The following is a 16,871-nucleotide window of genomic DNA, read 5'->3' as shown; positions in this document are numbered from 1 at the left end:
CGCGGGGTACGCGCGCTACCTCCCGGCCGCCGTCGTGATGCGGTCGAGCCACTCCACCAGCAGGTGGCGCTCGGCGTCGCTGAACATCGGCAGGTGCGGCGCGAGGGCCCGCAGGGCGACGGCCGTGGCGCGGGAGCCGTCCGGCGCCTCGGCCGGGGCATCGGTCAGGATCCGGCCCAGGACGGCGTCGATCATCGCGTCGGCCAGGGCGGGATCCCGCTGCTCCGGCGGAGTCGCGAGCAGTGTCTGGATCGTGCCGACACCCGCGGCGTGGATGAGGTCGACCGCGTGCGGCTCGGGGACCCGGAGCCGGCCGACCGCCGCCAGTCGGTGCACACGTGTCTGGAGGATCTGCCTGCCCAGGCGGGCGGCCGGTGAGCCGGCCACGCGTTCCGGGTCGTTCAGCAGGCGGAACACGGCCGGGTTGCCGAGCCCGAACTCGATCTGTCGGCGCCAACTCGCCCGCAGGTCGTCGAGGGGGTCGGCGTCCGCCGCCGTGGCCGCCGCCACGGCGACGGCCTTGTCCGCGACGAACGTGGCCAGTACCCGCTCGGCGACCGCCTCCAGCAGGCCGTCCTTGTCGCCGAACAGGCGGTAGATGGTCGGGGCCTGCACGCCGGCCCGCTCCGCGACGCCCCGGGTCGTCACGGCGCCGGGCCCGCCGCTGTGCAACAGCCACGCGGCGGCGTCGACGATCGCCGCCCGGGTGTCCGCCCGATTCTTGACGCCATCGCTCATGAATCAACGATAACACCAACTTGCTATCGGCGATCCAGGCGGCTACCGTGGTCGTGTTTCCATTGGTAACGCGAAAGGCGAATCAATGATTGTTGTCACCGGGGCGACCGGCGCCCTCAACGGCGCCACCGTGGACCACCTGCTCGACCGCCTGCCCGCGAGCGAGATCGTGGTCGCCGTGCGCGACGCCGCGAAGGCGGAGCGCTTCGCGCGGCGTGGCGTCGAGGTCCGGCGTGGCGACTACGCCGATCCCGCCTCCCTGCCGACCGCGTTCGCCGGCGCCGACCAGTTGTTGCTCGTCTCCTCCAACGACCCGGTCGAGGACGTGACCGCCCTGCACCGCGCGGCGGTCGACGCCGCGGTAGCCGCCGGGGTGAAGCGGATCGTCTACACCAGCCACCAGGCCGCCGCGCCGGACAACCCGTTCGCCCCCGGACGGAGCCACTTCGCCACCGAGCGGCTCCTGGCGGCCTCCGGGATCGCCTGGACCTCGCTGCGCAACGGGTTCTACGCCCACAGCCTCCCGTGGTTCGCCGGCCCCTGGCGCGAGACCGGCGTGATCGCCGTACCCGGTGACGGGCCGGTGTCCTGGACCGCCCGCGAGGACGCCGCCGAGGCCGCCGCGACGATCCTCGCCTCCGACGGTGGGTACGACGGCCCGACGACCCTGACCGCCTCCGCGGCCCCGACCTTCGTCGAGATCGCCGAGATCGCGTCCGAGTTGTCGGGGCGGACCATCCGGTGCCGACCGACGGACGAGGCGGAGTGGATCGCCGCGCAGGTCGCCGCCGGAGTGCCGGAGCAACGGACGCGTTTCCTGCTGGGCTTCTACCGGGCCGCGCGGGACGGCTTCTTCGCCGGTGTCGACCCGCTGCTCGGCGAACTCCTCGGCCGTGAACCCCGCGGCGCGCGGGACGCCCTGCGGGCGGCGGCCGGGTCCGACTCCTGACCGCCGCCCCGCCGGCGGTCAGCCGCGCGAGGCGGTGTGTCCCCGCCCGCGCGCCAGGTACGACTCGATACGGTCGAACGCGCCGGTCCACGCCTCTCCGGCGAAGAAGTCGCGCAGCTCCGGCGTGGGGAAGCCGGACTGCACCACGGTCATCAGGGTGCCGCCGTCCTTCTCCTCGAACGTCACCTCGATGCGGGTGGTCATGGTGGCGCCGTCGGGGCTGCTCCCGGTGGACTCGGTGACCAACCGGCGCGGCCGGTCGATCTCCAGGAAGGTCTGCGTCTCGCGGAACAGCGTGTCCGGGGAGGGGCCCCACACCGCGGTCTGCCTGCCGCCGACCCGGAGGTCGACCTCGATCTCGACGATGCCGGGCTCGGTGTCCAGGATGCCGAACCAGGTCCTCTGCTTCTCGGCGTCGGTGTAGGCGTCGAAGACCTCCTCCGGGGAGGCGGGGAGCTGTCGGGTCACGGTCAGGTCGATCGTCATCTGTCACGGTCCTTCGGGTCGGGTCGGGTCCGGCTGGTCGTGTCGGGCCGGCTGCTCGGGTTCGGACCGGCTGCTCGGTTCGGACCGGAGCGTGAGGTAGGCGTCGAGGCCGTCCAGGCGACGCGCCCAGAGCCGCTGGTAGAAGGCGAGCCAGGCCATCGCGTCGTCCAGTGGGGCGTCGGCGAGCCGGCACTGCCGGGATCGGCCGACCTTCCGGGTCACCACGAGCCCGGCGTTCTCCAGCGCCTGGACGTGCTTCTTCATGCCGGTGAGGCTCATCCCGGTCGGTTCGGTGAGTTCGCTGATGGTGGCCGGGCCCGCGCCGAGCCGGACGAGGATGTCGCGCCGCGTGGGGTCGGCCAGGCTGGCGAACACCCGGTTGAGCGTCTCTTGCTGAACCACGAGGTTCACCTTACGACACTGAACTGATCGGTTCAATGTCGGGGCGGTGGGGTGGTCGGCGGCCTGGGGCACGCTGGTCCGGAAAGTCTCCGAAACTTTCGGCTCTCGGTTCCCGGCGATGTCCCGTGGGGGGTGGATCGAGTTGCGTCGCGCTGGTTGTCGAAGCGCTTCAAAGTGCCGCTGAGCAGCTTCTATGGGGTTGTGGCGGGGCGCCGTACGCCAGCGTCGATTTCCATGATGTTTCCGGAAGTTGTTGACACTGTGAAGGGTGGCTCCAATACTGTGGCCATCGACTCGCCTCGATGGCGGTCGATGTCCGTCGGTCGGCGGTGGTGCTGCCACCCGCCGGCCGCGTGCCCGCCACCACAGGGAGGGAACACGCCCATGAACGAAGCCCCCGTCCGCTCGGGCAGCCGCAGGCGCGGACGCCTCAGGATGCTCCTCGGCGGCGCCTGCGCCGTGGCGCTCGCCACCGCCGGGGCCACCGCGGTCCTGTCCGGCCCCGCCTACGCCGACCAGACCGTCACGTCGAACTCCACCGGCACGAACAACGGCTACTTCTACTCGTTCTGGAAGGACAGCGGCAACGTCTCCATGACCATGGGGAACGGTGGCCAGTACAGCACCCAGTGGAGCGGCATCAACAACTTCGTCGCCGGGAAGGGCTGGAACCCCGGCGGGCGCCGGACGGTCAGCTACTCCGGCAGCTTCAACCCGTCCGGCAACGCGTACCTCACCCTCTACGGGTGGACCCGCAACCCGCTCGTCGAGTACTACATCGTCGACAGTTGGGGCAGTTGGCGCCCGCCGGGCAGCGGCTTCATGGGCACGGTGACCTCGGACGGCGGCACGTACGACATCTACCGGACCCAGCGCGTCAACGCGCCCTCGATCGAGGGCACCCGGACGTTCTACCAGTACTGGAGCGTGCGGCAGTCGAAGCGGGTCGGTGGCACGATCACCGCCGGCAACCACTTCGACGCCTGGGCCCGCTCCGGCATGAACCTGGGCAGCCACGACTACCAGATCCTGGCCACCGAGGGCTACCAGAGCAGCGGCAACTCCAACATCACGATCGGTGGCACCAGCACCAACCCGACCACCCCGCCGCCGAACAACGGCGGTTGCACGGTCAGCGTCAGCCGGGCCGAGGATTGGAGCGACCGGTTCAATGTGACGTTCTCGGTCAGCGGTAGCAGCAACTGGACGGTCAACATCCAGACCCAGGGTGGTCAGACGCTCCAGAACAGCTGGAACGCGTCGGTGAGCGGCACCAGCGGTACGCTCACCGCGCGCCCGAACGGCAACGGCAACAACTTCGGCATCACGCTCTACAAGAACGGCAACAGCAACACGCCGACGGCGAGTTGCTCGGCCGCCTGAGCCGATCTCCCGCCCGACGGGGGCGCCGCGAACGCGGCGCCCCCGTCGTCGCGTGTTCAGGCCGACACACCGGGGCGGAAACTTGATTCATTCCAGAAGACTGGACTAGGGTTGCGGGCATGACGTCCGACTTCGAGACCCAGTTGCGGGCGGTCTCGTTGCGCGTGACCCGGCCCCGCCTGGCGGTGCTCGCCGCGCTGCGGGACCATCCGCACGTCGACACCGACACCGTGATCGCGCTGGTCCGGGCGGACCAGCCGACCGTCTCCCACCAGGCCGTCTACGACGTGCTCCGCGCGCTCACCGACGCCGGTCTGGTGCGGCGCATCCAGCCGGCCGGCGCCGTCGCCCGCTACGAGTCGCGGGTGGGGGACAACCACCACCACGTCGTCTGCCGCTCGTGCGGCACGATCGCCGACGTGGAGTGCGCCGTCGGTCATGCCCCCTGCCTCACCGCCTCCGACGACCACGGCTTCGTGGTCGACGAGGCGGAGGTCGTCTACTGGGGCACCTGCCCCGGCTGCGCGACCGCCCGCACCGCCCAGTGATCCGCCAGTTCGGCCAGTGATCCGCCAGTTCGGAAGGAAACAGATGAGCGAGACCCAGGACAACGGGCCCGTCAGCGCCCAGGGCGTGGACGCCAAGGAGGCGGCCGGCTGCCCGGTCGCGCACGACTCCGTGACCGCGCACGGCAGCGAGAGCGAGAACCCGGCGATCGACTCGCCGACCCCGAAGACCGGCGGTCGCCCGCGCACCAACCGGGACTGGTGGCCCAACCAGCTCGACCTGTCGGTGCTGCACGCCCACTCGGAGAAGGGCAACCCGCTGGGGGCCGACTTCAGCTACGCCAAGGAGTTCGCCAAGCTCGACGTCGAGGCCCTCAAGCGGGACATCACCCAGGTGCTCACCACCTCGCAGGAGTGGTGGCCGGCCGACTTCGGCCACTACGGCGGCCTGATGATCCGGATGAGCTGGCACGCGGCGGGCACCTACCGTATCGAGGACGGCCGTGGTGGCGCCGGCGACGGCGGTCAGCGGTTCGCCCCGCTGAACAGCTGGCCGGACAACGCCAACCTGGACAAGGCCCGCCGGCTGCTCTGGCCGGTCAAGCAGAAGTACGGCCAGAAGATCTCCTGGGCCGACCTGCTGGTGCTGGCCGGCAACGTGGCTCTGGAGTCGATGGGCTTCAAGACGTTCGGCTTCGGCTTCGGCCGCGAGGACGTCTGGGAGCCCGAGGAGATCTTCTGGGGCCCGGAGGACACCTGGCTCGGTGACGAGCGCTACGCCTCCGAGAAGGAGATGGCGGCCGGCGTCGGCGCGACCGAGATGGGCCTCATCTACGTCAACCCGGAGGGTCCCCGCGGCAACGCGGACCCGGCCGCGGCGGCGCACTTCATCCGCGAGACGTTCCGCCGGATGGCGATGAACGACGAGGAGACCGTCGCGCTCATCGCCGGTGGCCACACGTTCGGCAAGACCCACGGCGCCGGCGTCGCCGACGACCACGTCGGTCCGGAGCCCGAGGGCGCCCCGCTGGAGAACCAGGGCCTGGGCTGGCTGAGCACGTACGGCAGCGGCAAGGGCGGGGACACCATCACCAGCGGCCTCGAGGTGACGTGGACCGACCGGCCGACCGAGTGGAGCAACCGCTTCTTCGAGATCCTGTTCGGCTACGAGTGGGAGCTCACCACCAGCCCGGGCGGGGCGAAGCAGTGGGTCGCCAAGGACGCCGAGGAGATCATCCCGGACGCCCACGACCCGGCCCGGAAGCACAAGCCGACGATGCTGACGACCGACCTGTCGCTGCGCGTCGACCCGGCGTACGAGAAGATCTCGCGCCGCTTCCTGGAGCACCCGGACGAGTTCGCGCTGGCGTTCGCCAAGGCCTGGTACAAGCTGCTGCACCGCGACATGGGCCCGGTCAGCCGCTTCCTCGGTCCGTGGGTGCCGGAGGCCCAGCTCTGGCAGGACCCGGTGCCGGCTGCCGAGCACGAGCTGGTCGGTGACGCCGACGTCGCCGCGCTGAAGGCCAAGGTGCTCGACTCCGGCCTGACCACCGCGCAGCTCGTCTCCACCGCCTGGGCCTCGGCCGCGAGCTACCGCTCGACCGACAAGCGCGGTGGGGCCAACGGCGCGCGGATCCGGCTGGAGCCGCAGCGCAACTGGGAGGTCAACCAGCCCGAGCAGCTCGCGACCGTGCTGGCGACCCTGGAGGGCATCCAGCGGGAGTTCAACGCCGCCGGCGGCGCCCAGATCTCGCTCGCGGACCTGATCGTGCTGGCCGGCTCGGCCGCGGTCGAGAAGGCGGCGCGGGACGCCGGCGTCGAGGTGACGGTGCCGTTCCACCCGGGTCGCACCGACGCCACCCAGGAGCAGACCGACGTCGAGTCGTTCCGGGTGATGGAGCCGCGTGCCGACGGGTTCCGCAACTACCTGCGGCCGGGCGAGAAGACCGAGCCGGAGGTGCTGCTCGTCGACCGCGCGTACATGCTCAGCCTGACCGCGCCGGAGATGACCGTCCTCGTCGGCGGCCTGCGCGCCCTCGGCAACAACGTGGGTGGCGCGGCGCACGGTGTGCTCACCGACCGGCCGGGTGTGCTCACCAACGACTTCTTCGCCAACCTGCTCTCCCCGGGCACCCGGTGGAAGGCGTCGGAGTCCGAGGAGCACGTGTACGAGATCCGGGACGTGGCGACCGACCAGGTGAAGTGGACCGCCACCGCGGTCGACCTCGTCTTCGGCTCGAACTCGCAGCTCCGGGCGCTGGCCGAGGTCTACGCCAGCGAGGACGCCCGCGAGAAGTTCGTGACCGACTTCGTCGCCGCCTGGACCAAGGTGATGGAGCTGGACCGGTTCGACCTGGCCTGATCCGCGCGCACCGGCGAGCCCCGGTCGATCCGTCACGGATCGGCCGGGGCTCGTCCGGTCTTCCGGCCGGCAGGCGGCTACTGCCGCTCCCACCGTTCCCTGGTGATCTCGTAGACCACGCCGCCGTGCTCGGCGCCCTCGATCACCCCGATGTCGGCGGGGGTGGGGAAGCTCCGCACGAGTGTCATGCCGAGCTTCTCCATGATGCGGCGCGAACCCTGGTTGACCGCCATCGTGTCCGCCCAGACCCGGCGCACCCCGAGCTCCGTGAACGCCTTGCCCAGCAGCGCCCGTGAGCCCTCGGTGGCGTAGCCGTTGCCCCAGGCCGCCCGCCGCAGCCGGTAGCCGAGTTCCACGTCGTCGAGCGGGCCCTGGGGCGCCGGACGCAGGATGAACCAGCCGACGAACGCGCCGCCGTCCTTCTCGTGTGCGGCGAACACCCCGAGGTCGCCGTCCCACTTCTGGTAGCCGGCCAGGACGTTCGGCAGGTAGCGCTCGCGGATGGTCTCCGGCGGGGTCGGCCTGCCACCGGTCAGATGGCGCATCACCGCCGGGTCGCTGTCCAACTCGATCAGCAGGTCCGCGTCGTCGGCGGTGAACCGGCGCAGCAGCAGGCGTTCGGTCTCCAGGTAGGTCTCCACGAGCCGATCATGCGGGAAGCATGTCGGGCTGCCCAGAGCTTTTCCCGGCGACCGCGGCGTTGCTGTGGGGCGTGGCGCTCAACGTGGTCGGCGCCCGGCGGATCCGGGCTACCGGTGGTGCACGGTGGTGACGGTGACCAGGTCGTCGGTCGCCTCGATGGTGCCGGTCCACTCGCCGTCGTCCTTGTCGAACGTGATGGTGGTGGTCCCGTCGACGGTGCGGTCGCTTGTGACGTCGAAGAAGCCCCGGGGCAGGTGGTCGCGGTAGAACGCGAGCACCCGCTCCGGCGCGGGCTCGACCAGGGTGAGCCGCGCGCCGGCGGTGGTGTCGGAGAGGTCGCGCAGCCGGCTGCCCGGCGGGAAGCGGAAGTTGAACGGCAGGTTCGTCACGCCCAGGTCCCGGCCGGTCAGCGCGACCTCGGTGTCGTCCTGCGGCGGCGGCGCGGTCGTCCCGGCCGGTTGCGCGCGGGCGAAGGTGACGGTGGTGTCCCGGGAGCTGGTGATGACCGCGACGGTCCAGCCGCGTCCGGCGAGGTGCAGCGTCCCGGCGGTGTCGGTGCCCACCGGGTACCCGGCCGCCGGACCGGCCTGACGGTAGTGGGTGAGCACCTGCTCCGGCGGGGGAGCGGTCAGGATCACGGTCGCCGAGGACGGGTCGCCGAACACGGTGTCGACCTTGCTGCCGTCGGGAAAGCCGAGTCCGGGTGCCACCGCGGGGACGGTGCGTCCGTCCACTGTCGCGCCGCCGCCCTGGCTCGGGCCGGTCGACGGGCTCGTCGGCGCGGAGGCGCTGGCCGAGCCGGTGCTCGTCGGGCCGCTCACCGGCTCGGTCGCGCCGCCGCAGCCGGTGGCCGCGGCCAGCAGCGCGAGCCCCGCCAGCGCGGGCAGCAGCCGCCGGGCCGGTCCGCGGGCGGGCGTGGTCGGGGCGTGTGCCATGACGGGTCCCTTCGGGGTCCGGGAGGTGGTGCGGCTGCCCCGATCATGCCGGCCCCGGTCAACCGCGTCGTGCCGGCGGTCCCACAGCGTTGGAATTCTTGCCATCCGGCCACGGGGCGCGCCGGGGCGCGTTTGGACTGCTCATCGGTGCTATCGGGCGATCAACGTTGCGGACCGGTTTCGAAAAGTTTGCCGCAAGGTATTGCAAAGACTTTCATGAATCCCGCATGGTGTTCGCTACCCGGATGGCCGTCCGCCCCCCGCGCACCCTTTCGAGCACCCCGGAAGAGGTACCCCTGCCATGGAATCCCCCAGGCCACACCCGCGTGGTCGCGTCGCTCGCCTGTTGCTCGCCGCCGCGCTCGTCGCGACCGGCGGGACGGCGGTCGTCACCGCTGCCACCACCGCCACCCCCGCCCGCGCCGCCACCGTCCTCAACGACAGCGAGGTGACCGCCAACCTCTGGGAATGGAACTGGCCCTCGGTCGCCGCCGCCTGCACCGACCACCTCGGCCCCGCCGGCTACGGCGCGGTGCAGGTGGCCCCGCCGCAGGAGTCGGTCAGCCTGCCGACCAGTCCGGACGGCGCGCACCCCTGGTACGAGGTGTACCAGCCGGTGTCGTACAAGCTGGACAGCCGGTTCGGCAACCGGCAGCAGTTCGCCGCCATGGTCACCGCCTGCCACGCCGCCGGCGTCCGGGTCTACGTGGACGCGGTGGTCAACCACATGGCCGGGACCAACAACCCGGTCGGCACGCGCGGGTACGCCGGCACCGAGTTCAGCGGCTACAGCTATCCGGCGGTGCCCTACGGCAGCGGGGACTTCCACCGGCCGGGGGACAACTGCCCGACCTCCGGCGGCATCAGCGACTGGAACAACGAGTCCCAGGTGACGAGCTGTGAACTGCTGTCCCTGTCGGACCTCTACACCGAGAAGGACGCGGTCCGCAGCAAGATCGCCGGCTACCTGAACGACCTGATCGGCCTCGGCGTCGACGGCTTCCGGGTGGACGCGGTCAAGCACGTCAGGAAGGACGACTTCGCCGCGATCCTCGGCAAGCTGGACAACACCGTGGCGGAGGGTCGCCGTCCGTACGTCGCGCAGGAGATCTTCGACGGCGCCAGCAACCCGGCGTTGCAGGCCCGGGCGTTCATCGGCAACGGCGACGTCCTCGACTTCGGGTACGCCAAGGGCATTCGCTCGGCGTTCCTGGGTTCCATTTCCTCGCTGGCCAACGTGCCGAACTGGAACCTCGACGCGCCCAGCGCCAACGTCTTCGCCATGGTCACCAATCACGACCTGGAGCGCGACGGGGTGGTGCTGTCGTACCCGAACGGCAGCGACTACGTGCTCGCCAACTACTTCGCGCTGGCGTACCCGCACGGCAAGCCGTCGGTCTACGACAGCTTCACCTGGTCCAACCGGAACCAGTCGCCGCCGAGCGACGGTACCGGGCGCGTCACCGACACGGTCTGCGGCGCGGCCTGGAACTGCCTGACCCGCAGCATCGGCATCAAGGGCATGGTCGGCTGGGCCAACGCGGCCCGCCCGGTGAAGACGGTCTCGGACTTCACCACCGTGAACAGCAACGTGATCGGCTTCCACCGGGGCGACCGGGCGTGGATCGGCATCAACGACTCCGGCGCCGCCACCACCGCCACGTTCACCACCGGCCTGGCCGACGGGCGGTACTGCGACGTCATCGCGGGCGGCGCCACCGCCGCCGGCTGCACCGGCGCCACGGTGACCGTCTCCGGCGGCCGGGCCACCGTGACCGTCCCGGCCAACGGCGCGGTCGCGGTCCACGTCGGCGCGCGGCCCGGGACGAGCCCGTCGCCGACCGCCTCCCCGACCGTGTCGCCGACGGCGTCGCCGACGGCCAGCCCGACCACCAGCCCCACCGACCGGGTCGCCACCACGTTCACCGTGAGCGCGACCCCGAGCGCCGGCCAGGACGTGTACGTCGTCGGCAGCGTCCCCGAGCTGGGGTCGTGGGCGCCGGCCAACGGCGTCCGGCTCACCGCGCAGGGCGGCGGCACCTACCGTGCGACCGTCGACCTGCCCCGGTCGACCGCGGTGGAGTACAAGTTCGTCAAGGTGACCGCCGCCGGCGCGGTGACCTGGGAGACCGGCGCGAACCGGAGCTTCACCACGCCGGCCGCCGGCACGTACGCGGTGACCGAGACGTTCCGCGGCGACACCGTCTCGACGGCGGTGGCCACCTCGTTCGCGGTCACCGCGACCACGGCCTACGGCCAGAACGTGTTCGTGGTCGGCAACGTGGCGGCGCTGGGCGGGTGGAACCCGGCGAACGCGGTCGCGCTCTCCCCGGCCACCTACCCGGTCTGGCGGGCCACTGTCGACCTGCCGCCGAACACCGCGGTCGAGTACAAGTACGTCAAGAAGAACCCGGACGGCTCGGTGACCTGGGAGTCCGGTGCGAACCGGAGCTTCACGACGCCGGCCGGCGGCACCCGCACCGCCACCGACACCTGGCGCTGACCGTGCGCGGCCCGTCCCCGCACCTCGGGGACGGGCCGCGCCCACCGACCGGGCCGGCGGGAACGGTCAGGCGCGTGGGCTCGCCGCCCGCCTCCGGCGACCGCCAGCAGCGCCACGGCCAGGCACGTCACGGCGGCGACGACGAGTGGCGGCCGGCCACCGAGGCGTACGGCCGCCGAGCCGAGCGGGATGGCCAGCGTGATCGGCCCGAAGATCAGCGTGTTCGCGGTGCCGGAGATTCGGCCGAGCAGCGCCGGCGGCGTGTGCGTCTGGACCGCGGTGACGGCGGCGACGAGCGTCCACGGCAGACCGACGCCGATCACCGCCGAGGCGGCGACGGTCACCGGCGACCAGGGCAGGCACCGACCCAGGCAGCCGGCGGCGAACAGCGCGGTGCCGGCGACGCCGACCGCGACCGCACCCCACCTGTCGACGAGTCGCCCCACGGCCAGGCCGGCGAGCACCGACCCGCCGCCCTGCGCGCTGGCCAGCACGCCGAGGAACGTCGACGGCAGGGCCAGATCCGTGGTCACCACGGTGTAGAGCGCGGCGGTGGTGAAGCCGGACATCGCGATCGACACGGCGGCGAGCGTCACCGGTACGCGCACCGCGCGCCGGCCGAGGAGGGCGGCGAGCCCGGCCCGCAGGCCGGGCGGGCGTCCCGCCGCCGGATCGGGCGGCGACGTCGGCGGGTCGGCGGTGGCCGGGACGCCGCCGGTGGCGGGTAACCGCAACGCGGCGTAGAGGAGCGCGACGAGCACCGGCGCGGCGGCGCTGAGCACGGCCACCGGGTAGCCGCCCCGCCACGCGTAGAGTCCCGCGCCGGCCAGCGGCGCCACCAGCTTCATGCCCTCCTGGGCGCTGGACCGCCAGCCGTTGACGTCGGCGAGCTGCGCCGGGGACAGCGCCGCCGGCAGCAGCGCCGTCTCGCCGGCGTCGATCAGCACGTAGCTGACCCCGTAGGCGGCGGCGACCACGAAGATCAGCCAGGTCTGGTCCGGTCCGCGCACCGCGAGCAGGCAGAGCAGGGCCGCGGCCAGCGCCAGGTTGACGCCGATGACAAGCGGTCGCCGGGGCGCCCGGTCCAGCAGCCCGCCGAGCCACGGTCCGGCCAGCACCGGCACGTACACGCAGAGCCCGGCGAGCGCGGCCGGCCCGGTGGAGCCGGTGAGGTCCAGCACCCAGATGCCGGCGACCAGGGCCATGGCGCTGCCACCGAGCCCGGACAGCAGCGAGATGGCCACGAACAGCGCGGCGTTGCGGCGCATGAGCCCTCCAACGTTGAGCGGGGAGGACTCACATCCTGATTTCTTGAGTGGGGCAGCGGCAATACTGTCCGGCGACGTCAATTCTTCGTTGACAGTGCGGCGGTGATGCGGTCCGCCGCGCTGCGGGCCGGCGCGGGCAGTCGCGGTCCGACGCCGGCCAGGTCCGCCATGAGGTACGCGGCCAGCGCGTACAACGGCCCCGGCTCGGCGTCGAGGGCGGACGCGGTGGTGTCGCGCACCAGCGCGGCGCGGCGGAACCGGCTGTCCCACGCCCGGTCCGCCGCGATCCAGCGGTGCAGCTCGGCGACGGCGGCCCGCAGGGCCACCACCTCGGCCGACCAGGCCCGGTCGAGCCGTCCGAGTCGGGACCGGCGGGCCGCCACGAGCCGTTGCCGGCGTTGCTCGGCGGCCTGCCGGCTGCTCAACCCCAACGCGTCGGCGATCTCGGCCCAGGTCGCGCCGTCGTGCCGGGCCCGGTCGATCAGCTCCAACTCCCGCTCGTCCAACCGGGCCCGGGCGGCACCGATCTCGGACAGGCGCGCCAGCTCCTGATTCATCTGTCAACATTACATTGACATATCCCCGCCGACGGGCCGCCCCGGGACCGTGGGGTCCTGCCGGTCCGCGGCGACCGACCACGCATTCGCCCACGCGGCGGCATCGATGATTGTGACGACTTGACGTCCACCGTGTTATCGCTCACAGTCGATGTGTGCATCTCCGGAATCGTGGCGCATCGTCGGCGGTCCGGAATGCCTGCCCGGCCCGGGCGCGCACCCCTCTCGCGTGGCAGCTCGCATGTTAGCGCTAACAGACTGAGCTGCCCGTCGTCCTCGCACCGCGCGCCGGCCCGAACGAAGGAGGAGCATGGTGCGAATCGATAGACTCGCGGCCCGGGTGGGACGTGGCGGCCGGTGGTCGCGCGTCGTGGCCGCGACGCTGGCGGTGCTGCTCGGCGCCGGCATCGTCGCGGTGACGCCGTCCGGCGCGTCGGCGGCGACCGTCGACACCAACGCGTGGTACGTGCTGGTCAACCGCAACAGCGGCAAGGCGCTCGACGTGTACAACCAGGCGACGAACGACGGGGCCCGGATCACCCAGTGGTCCCGCAACGACGGCGCCTGGCAGCAGTGGCAGTTCGTCGACTCCGGCGGCGGCTACTACCGGCTGCGCTCGCGTCACTCGGGCAAGGTGCTGGACGTCTCCGGCGTCTCGACCGCCGACGGCGCCGGCATCGTCCAGTGGTCGGACAACAACGCCACCAACCAGCAGTTCCGGCTCGCCGACTCCGCCGGCGGCTACGTGCGGCTGATCGCCCGGCACTCCAGCAAGGCGGTCGAGGTGCAGAACGCCTCGACCGCGGACGGCGCGAACGTGGTGCAGTACAGCGACTGGGGCGGCAACAACCAGCAGTGGCAGTTGGTCAAGCTCGGCGACAGCGGCACCCCGGGCGGGTCGACGTACACCAACCCGGTGGTCTGGCAGGACTTCGCCGACGTCGACATCATCCGCGTCGGCGACACCTACTACATGTCCTCGTCGACCATGCACTACTCGCCGGGCGCGCCGGTGCTGCGCTCCTACGACCTGGTCAACTGGGAGATCGCCGGGCACTCGGTGCCCCGGCTGGACTTCGGCACCAAGTACGACCTCAACGGCGCCCGCGCGTACGTCAACGGCATCTGGGCCTCGACGTTGAACTACCGCAGCAGCAACGGCACGTTCTACTGGATCGGGTGCATCGACTTCAACAAGTCGTACGTGTACACCTCGACCTCGGTCAGCGGCACCTGGCAGAAGCGCTCCGAGATCAACAACTGCTACTACGACGCGGGCCTGCTCATCGACGACAACGACACCATGTACGTCGCCTACGGCAACAGCACCCTGAGCGTCGCGCAACTGTCCGCGGACGGCCTGAGCCAGGTGCGCACACAGCAGGTCTACACCACGCCCTCGTCCATCGGCACGCTGGAGGGCTCCCGCTTCTACAAGCGCAACGGCTACTACTACATCTTCGTCACCCGGCCCGCCAACGGTCAGTACATCCTGCGCTCCACCAGCCCCTGGGGGCCGTACGAGACGCGGCAGGTGCTGCTCAACATGCCCGGCCCGATCGCCGGCGGCGGCGTGCCGCACCAGGGCGGCCTGGTGCAGACGCAGAACGGCCAGTGGTACTACATGGCGTTCGTGGACGCGTACCCCGGTGGTCGCGTGCCCGCCCTCGCCCCGATCACCTGGACCAGCGACGGCTGGCCCCAGATCCAGACCGTCAACGGCGGTTGGGGCAGCTCCTACCCGTCGCCGCTGCCGACCCGCCCGGTGCAACCGATGACCGGCGCGGACACGTTCACCGGCACCACGCTGAGCCACCAGTGGGAGTGGAACCACAACCCGGACAACACCAGGTGGTCGGTCGGTGACGGGCTCCGGCTGCAGACGGCGACCGTCACCAACGACCTCTACAGCGCGCGCAACACGGTGACGCGGCGGATCCAGGGACCGACGTCGACGGCGACCGTCGAACTGGACTACTCGACGATGCGCGACGGCGACCGCACCGGGCTGGCCATGCTGCGGGACTCGTCGGCCTGGATCGGCGTACGCCGGGACAACGGCGCGACAAGGGTGGTGATGACCAACAACCTGACCATGGACAGCGGTTGGCGCACCACGAACACCGGCACCGAGATCGCCGGCGCGGCGGTCAGCGGTGGTCGGATCTGGCTGCGGGCCAAGGCCGACATCAGACCGGGCAGCGGGCGGCAGGCGACCTTCTCCTACAGCACCGACGGGACGAACTTCGTCCCGCTGGGCAACGCGCTGACGTTGAACAACGCCTGGCAGTTCTTCATGGGCTACCGCTTCGGAATCTTCAACTACGCGACCCAGGCGCTCGGCGGCGCGGCCACCGTCCGCCGGTTCGACCTGACCACCCCGTGACAGGCGCGGGCCGGGCGCGTATCGGCGCCCGGCCCGCGCGTTGCCCTGACCACCACCGGAAAACGCCTGCGGCGGGCGTACCACCGTCGCGGAGAGGATGACCGATGAGACACCTCAGCTCGGCCCGCCGCCGGGCCACCGCCGTCCTGGCGGCCGGACTGCTGCTGGCCGGCGCCCTGGTCGGCCTGCGCCCGTCCACGGCCTCGGCGCTGGAGAACGGCGCGGCGCGTACGCCGCCGATGGGTTGGAACAGCTGGAACACGTTCGGTTGCAACATCAACGAGACGTTGATCCGGCAGATGACCGACGCGATGGTCAGTTCCGGGATGCGGGACGCCGGCTACCAGTACGTCGTCGTCGACGACTGTTGGATGAACCAGAACCGGGACTCGGCGGGGAACCTCCAGGGTGACCCGAGTCGGTTCCCGTCGGGGATGAAGGCCCTCGGTGACTACATCCATGGCCGGGGGTTGAAGTTCGGCATCTACCAGGGGCCGCTGACCGAGACGTGCGCGCAGTACTTCAACAGTTATCCCGGCTCGACCGGGGCCCAGGGGCACGAGGCCCAGGACGCCCGTCAGTTCGCGGCCTGGGGGGTGGACTACCTCAAGTACGACTGGTGCTCGCCGAGCGGCACGATCGACGACCAGGTACGCGTGTTCAACATCATGCGCGACGCCCTCGCCGCCACCGGCCGGCCGATCGTCTACAGCATCAACTCGAACAGCATCCACTCCAAGACCGGTCCGCAGCGGGACTGGGGTGACGTGGCGAACATGTGGCGGACCACGGAGGACATCACCAACGCGTGGAACACCGGTCAGACCAACGGCTACCCGATGGGCATCCAGAACATCGTCGACGTGACGGTGCCGCTGGCGGGGCGGGCGAAGCCGGGTGCGTTCAACGACATGGACATGTTGGAGGTCGGTCGGGGTGGGATGACCGACACGGAGATGCGCAGTCACTTCGCGTTGTGGGCGGTGATGGCGTCGCCGTTGATCGCGGGCAACGACCTGCGCAACATGACCGCGGCCACGCAGACGATCCTGAAGAACGCGAACCTGATCGGGATCAGTCAGGACCCGCTGGCGTTGCAGGCGGGTCAGGTGTCGTTCGACGGGACCCGGCGGGTGCTGGCCAAGCGGTTGGCCAACGGTGACGTCGCGGTCGCCCTGTTCAACCAGGGCAGCGCCAGCACGACGATCTCCACGACCGCCGCCGCCATCGGCAAGACCGGCACGTCGTTCACCCTGCTGGACGCGTGGACCAACGCGACCAGCACCACCTCCGGCGCCATCTCGGCCACCGTTCCGGGGCACGGCACGGTCGTCTACCGGGTCAGCGGCGGCGGCACCGGCACCCCGCCCCCGACCACCGGCGGGGCGCTCGTCAGCGCCGCCTCCGGCCGCTGCCTGGACGTGCCGCAGAGCAACACCGCCAACGGCACCCAGCCGGTGATCTGGGACTGCAACGGCGCCGCCAACCAGCGGTGGACGTTCAGCGGGGACGCGATCCAGGCGCTGGGCAAGTGTCTGGATTCGCCGGCCAACGCCGGCGCGGGCACGAAGGCGCAGATCTGGGACTGCAACGGCGGCGCCAACCAGCGGTGGACCCGTAACAGCGACGGCACCATCCGCAACCAGCAGTCCGGCCTCTGCCTGGACGTCAACGGCGCCGCCACCGCCAACGGCACCACCGTGATCCAGTGGACCTGCACCGCCGCCGCCAACCAGCGATGGACGGTGCGCTAG

The 16,871-nt window shown here is 71.3% G+C and carries 13 protein-coding genes and 1 pseudogene; 7 read left to right on the top strand and 7 right to left on the bottom strand.

The genetic code is table 11. The features are described 5' to 3' along the window. Positions 1-15: 15 nt before the first annotated feature. The gene (locus tag AB0B02_RS10705) at positions 16-738 is read right to left on the bottom strand and encodes a TetR/AcrR family transcriptional regulator (protein WP_281942240.1); all 723 of its coding nucleotides are present in this window, start codon (positions 736-738) and stop codon (positions 16-18) included. 85 nt (positions 739-823) lie between these two features. Between AB0B02_RS10705 and AB0B02_RS10700 the strand changes: the two genes are divergently transcribed. Beyond that, positions 824-1,687 carry an NmrA family NAD(P)-binding protein gene (locus AB0B02_RS10700; protein WP_281942238.1) on the top strand — a complete coding sequence of 288 codons (864 nt, stop codon included), beginning with the start codon at positions 824-826 and terminating at the stop codon, positions 1,685-1,687. 18 nt (positions 1,688-1,705) lie between these two features. On the opposite strand, the gene AB0B02_RS10695 is transcribed toward AB0B02_RS10700, so the two are convergent. Beyond that, complete coding sequence (locus tag AB0B02_RS10695) at positions 1,706-2,173, bottom strand: SRPBCC domain-containing protein (RefSeq protein ID WP_357299181.1); 468 nt, start codon at positions 2,171-2,173, stop codon at positions 1,706-1,708. A gap of 3 nt (positions 2,174-2,176) precedes the next feature. Then, on the bottom strand, positions 2,177-2,575 hold the full coding sequence (locus tag AB0B02_RS10690) for a metalloregulator ArsR/SmtB family transcription factor (protein WP_357299177.1): 399 nt from the start codon (positions 2,573-2,575) through the stop codon (positions 2,177-2,179). A 384-nt stretch (positions 2,576-2,959) separates the two neighbouring features. On the opposite strand from AB0B02_RS10690, the gene AB0B02_RS10685 reads away from it, so the two are divergent. The 3 genes from AB0B02_RS10685 (at position 2,960) to katG (ending at position 6,826) form a co-directional block, all read left to right on the top strand. After that, complete coding sequence (locus tag AB0B02_RS10685; protein WP_281942231.1) at positions 2,960-3,958, top strand: glycoside hydrolase family 11 protein; 999 nt, start codon at positions 2,960-2,962, stop codon at positions 3,956-3,958. Between the two features lie 119 nt (positions 3,959-4,077). After that, positions 4,078-4,506, top strand: coding sequence for a Fur family transcriptional regulator (locus AB0B02_RS10680; protein WP_357299172.1), 429 nt, complete (start codon positions 4,078-4,080; stop codon positions 4,504-4,506). A 43-nt stretch (positions 4,507-4,549) separates the two neighbouring features. Further along, positions 4,550-6,826, top strand: a complete 2,277-nt coding sequence (katG, locus tag AB0B02_RS10675; protein ID WP_357299169.1) for a catalase/peroxidase HPI — start codon at positions 4,550-4,552, stop codon at positions 6,824-6,826. Between the two features lie 77 nt (positions 6,827-6,903). Here katG and AB0B02_RS10670 read toward each other — a convergent pair whose 3' ends face one another. After that, positions 6,904-7,467, bottom strand: coding sequence for a GNAT family N-acetyltransferase (locus tag AB0B02_RS10670; protein WP_357299165.1), 564 nt, complete (start codon positions 7,465-7,467; stop codon positions 6,904-6,906). Between the two features lie 108 nt (positions 7,468-7,575). Continuing rightward, entirely contained in the window at positions 7,576-8,403 is an 828-nt protein-coding gene (locus tag AB0B02_RS10665) for a hypothetical protein (protein WP_357299162.1), read from the bottom strand. Positions 8,404-8,704: 301 nt separating this feature from the next. Between AB0B02_RS10665 and AB0B02_RS10660 the strand changes: the two genes are divergently transcribed. Then, positions 8,705-10,906: a carbohydrate-binding module family 20 domain-containing protein gene (locus AB0B02_RS10660; RefSeq protein WP_357299158.1), complete on the top strand. Its 2,202-nt coding sequence runs from the start codon at positions 8,705-8,707 to the stop codon at positions 10,904-10,906. Between the two features lie 56 nt (positions 10,907-10,962). Here the strand turns inward: AB0B02_RS10660 and AB0B02_RS10655 are convergent. Both AB0B02_RS10655 and AB0B02_RS10650 read right to left on the bottom strand, forming a co-directional pair. Beyond that, a pseudogene (locus AB0B02_RS10655) lies at positions 10,963-11,754 on the bottom strand (MFS transporter); the annotation flags it as partial. 497 nt (positions 11,755-12,251) lie between these two features. Next, positions 12,252-12,731, bottom strand: coding sequence for a hypothetical protein (locus AB0B02_RS10650; RefSeq protein WP_357299155.1), 480 nt, complete (start codon positions 12,729-12,731; stop codon positions 12,252-12,254). A 310-nt stretch (positions 12,732-13,041) separates the two neighbouring features. Here AB0B02_RS10650 and AB0B02_RS10645 point away from each other — a divergent pair, with 310 nt between their 5' ends. Together AB0B02_RS10645 and AB0B02_RS10640 are read left to right on the top strand one after the other, a co-directional pair. Beyond that, positions 13,042-15,117: a family 43 glycosylhydrolase gene (locus AB0B02_RS10645; RefSeq protein ID WP_281942213.1), complete on the top strand. Its 2,076-nt coding sequence runs from the start codon at positions 13,042-13,044 to the stop codon at positions 15,115-15,117. A gap of 104 nt (positions 15,118-15,221) precedes the next feature. Next, positions 15,222-16,871 (top strand): RICIN domain-containing protein, encoded by a 1,650-nt coding sequence (locus AB0B02_RS10640; RefSeq protein ID WP_357299152.1) that lies wholly within the window; start codon positions 15,222-15,224, stop codon positions 16,869-16,871.

It is taken from the genome of Micromonospora sp. NPDC049240 (assembly GCF_040647835.1).
Lineage (GTDB): Bacteria > Actinomycetota > Actinomycetes > Mycobacteriales > Micromonosporaceae > Micromonospora.
This window is presented reverse-complemented; position numbering and strand designations above follow the sequence as displayed.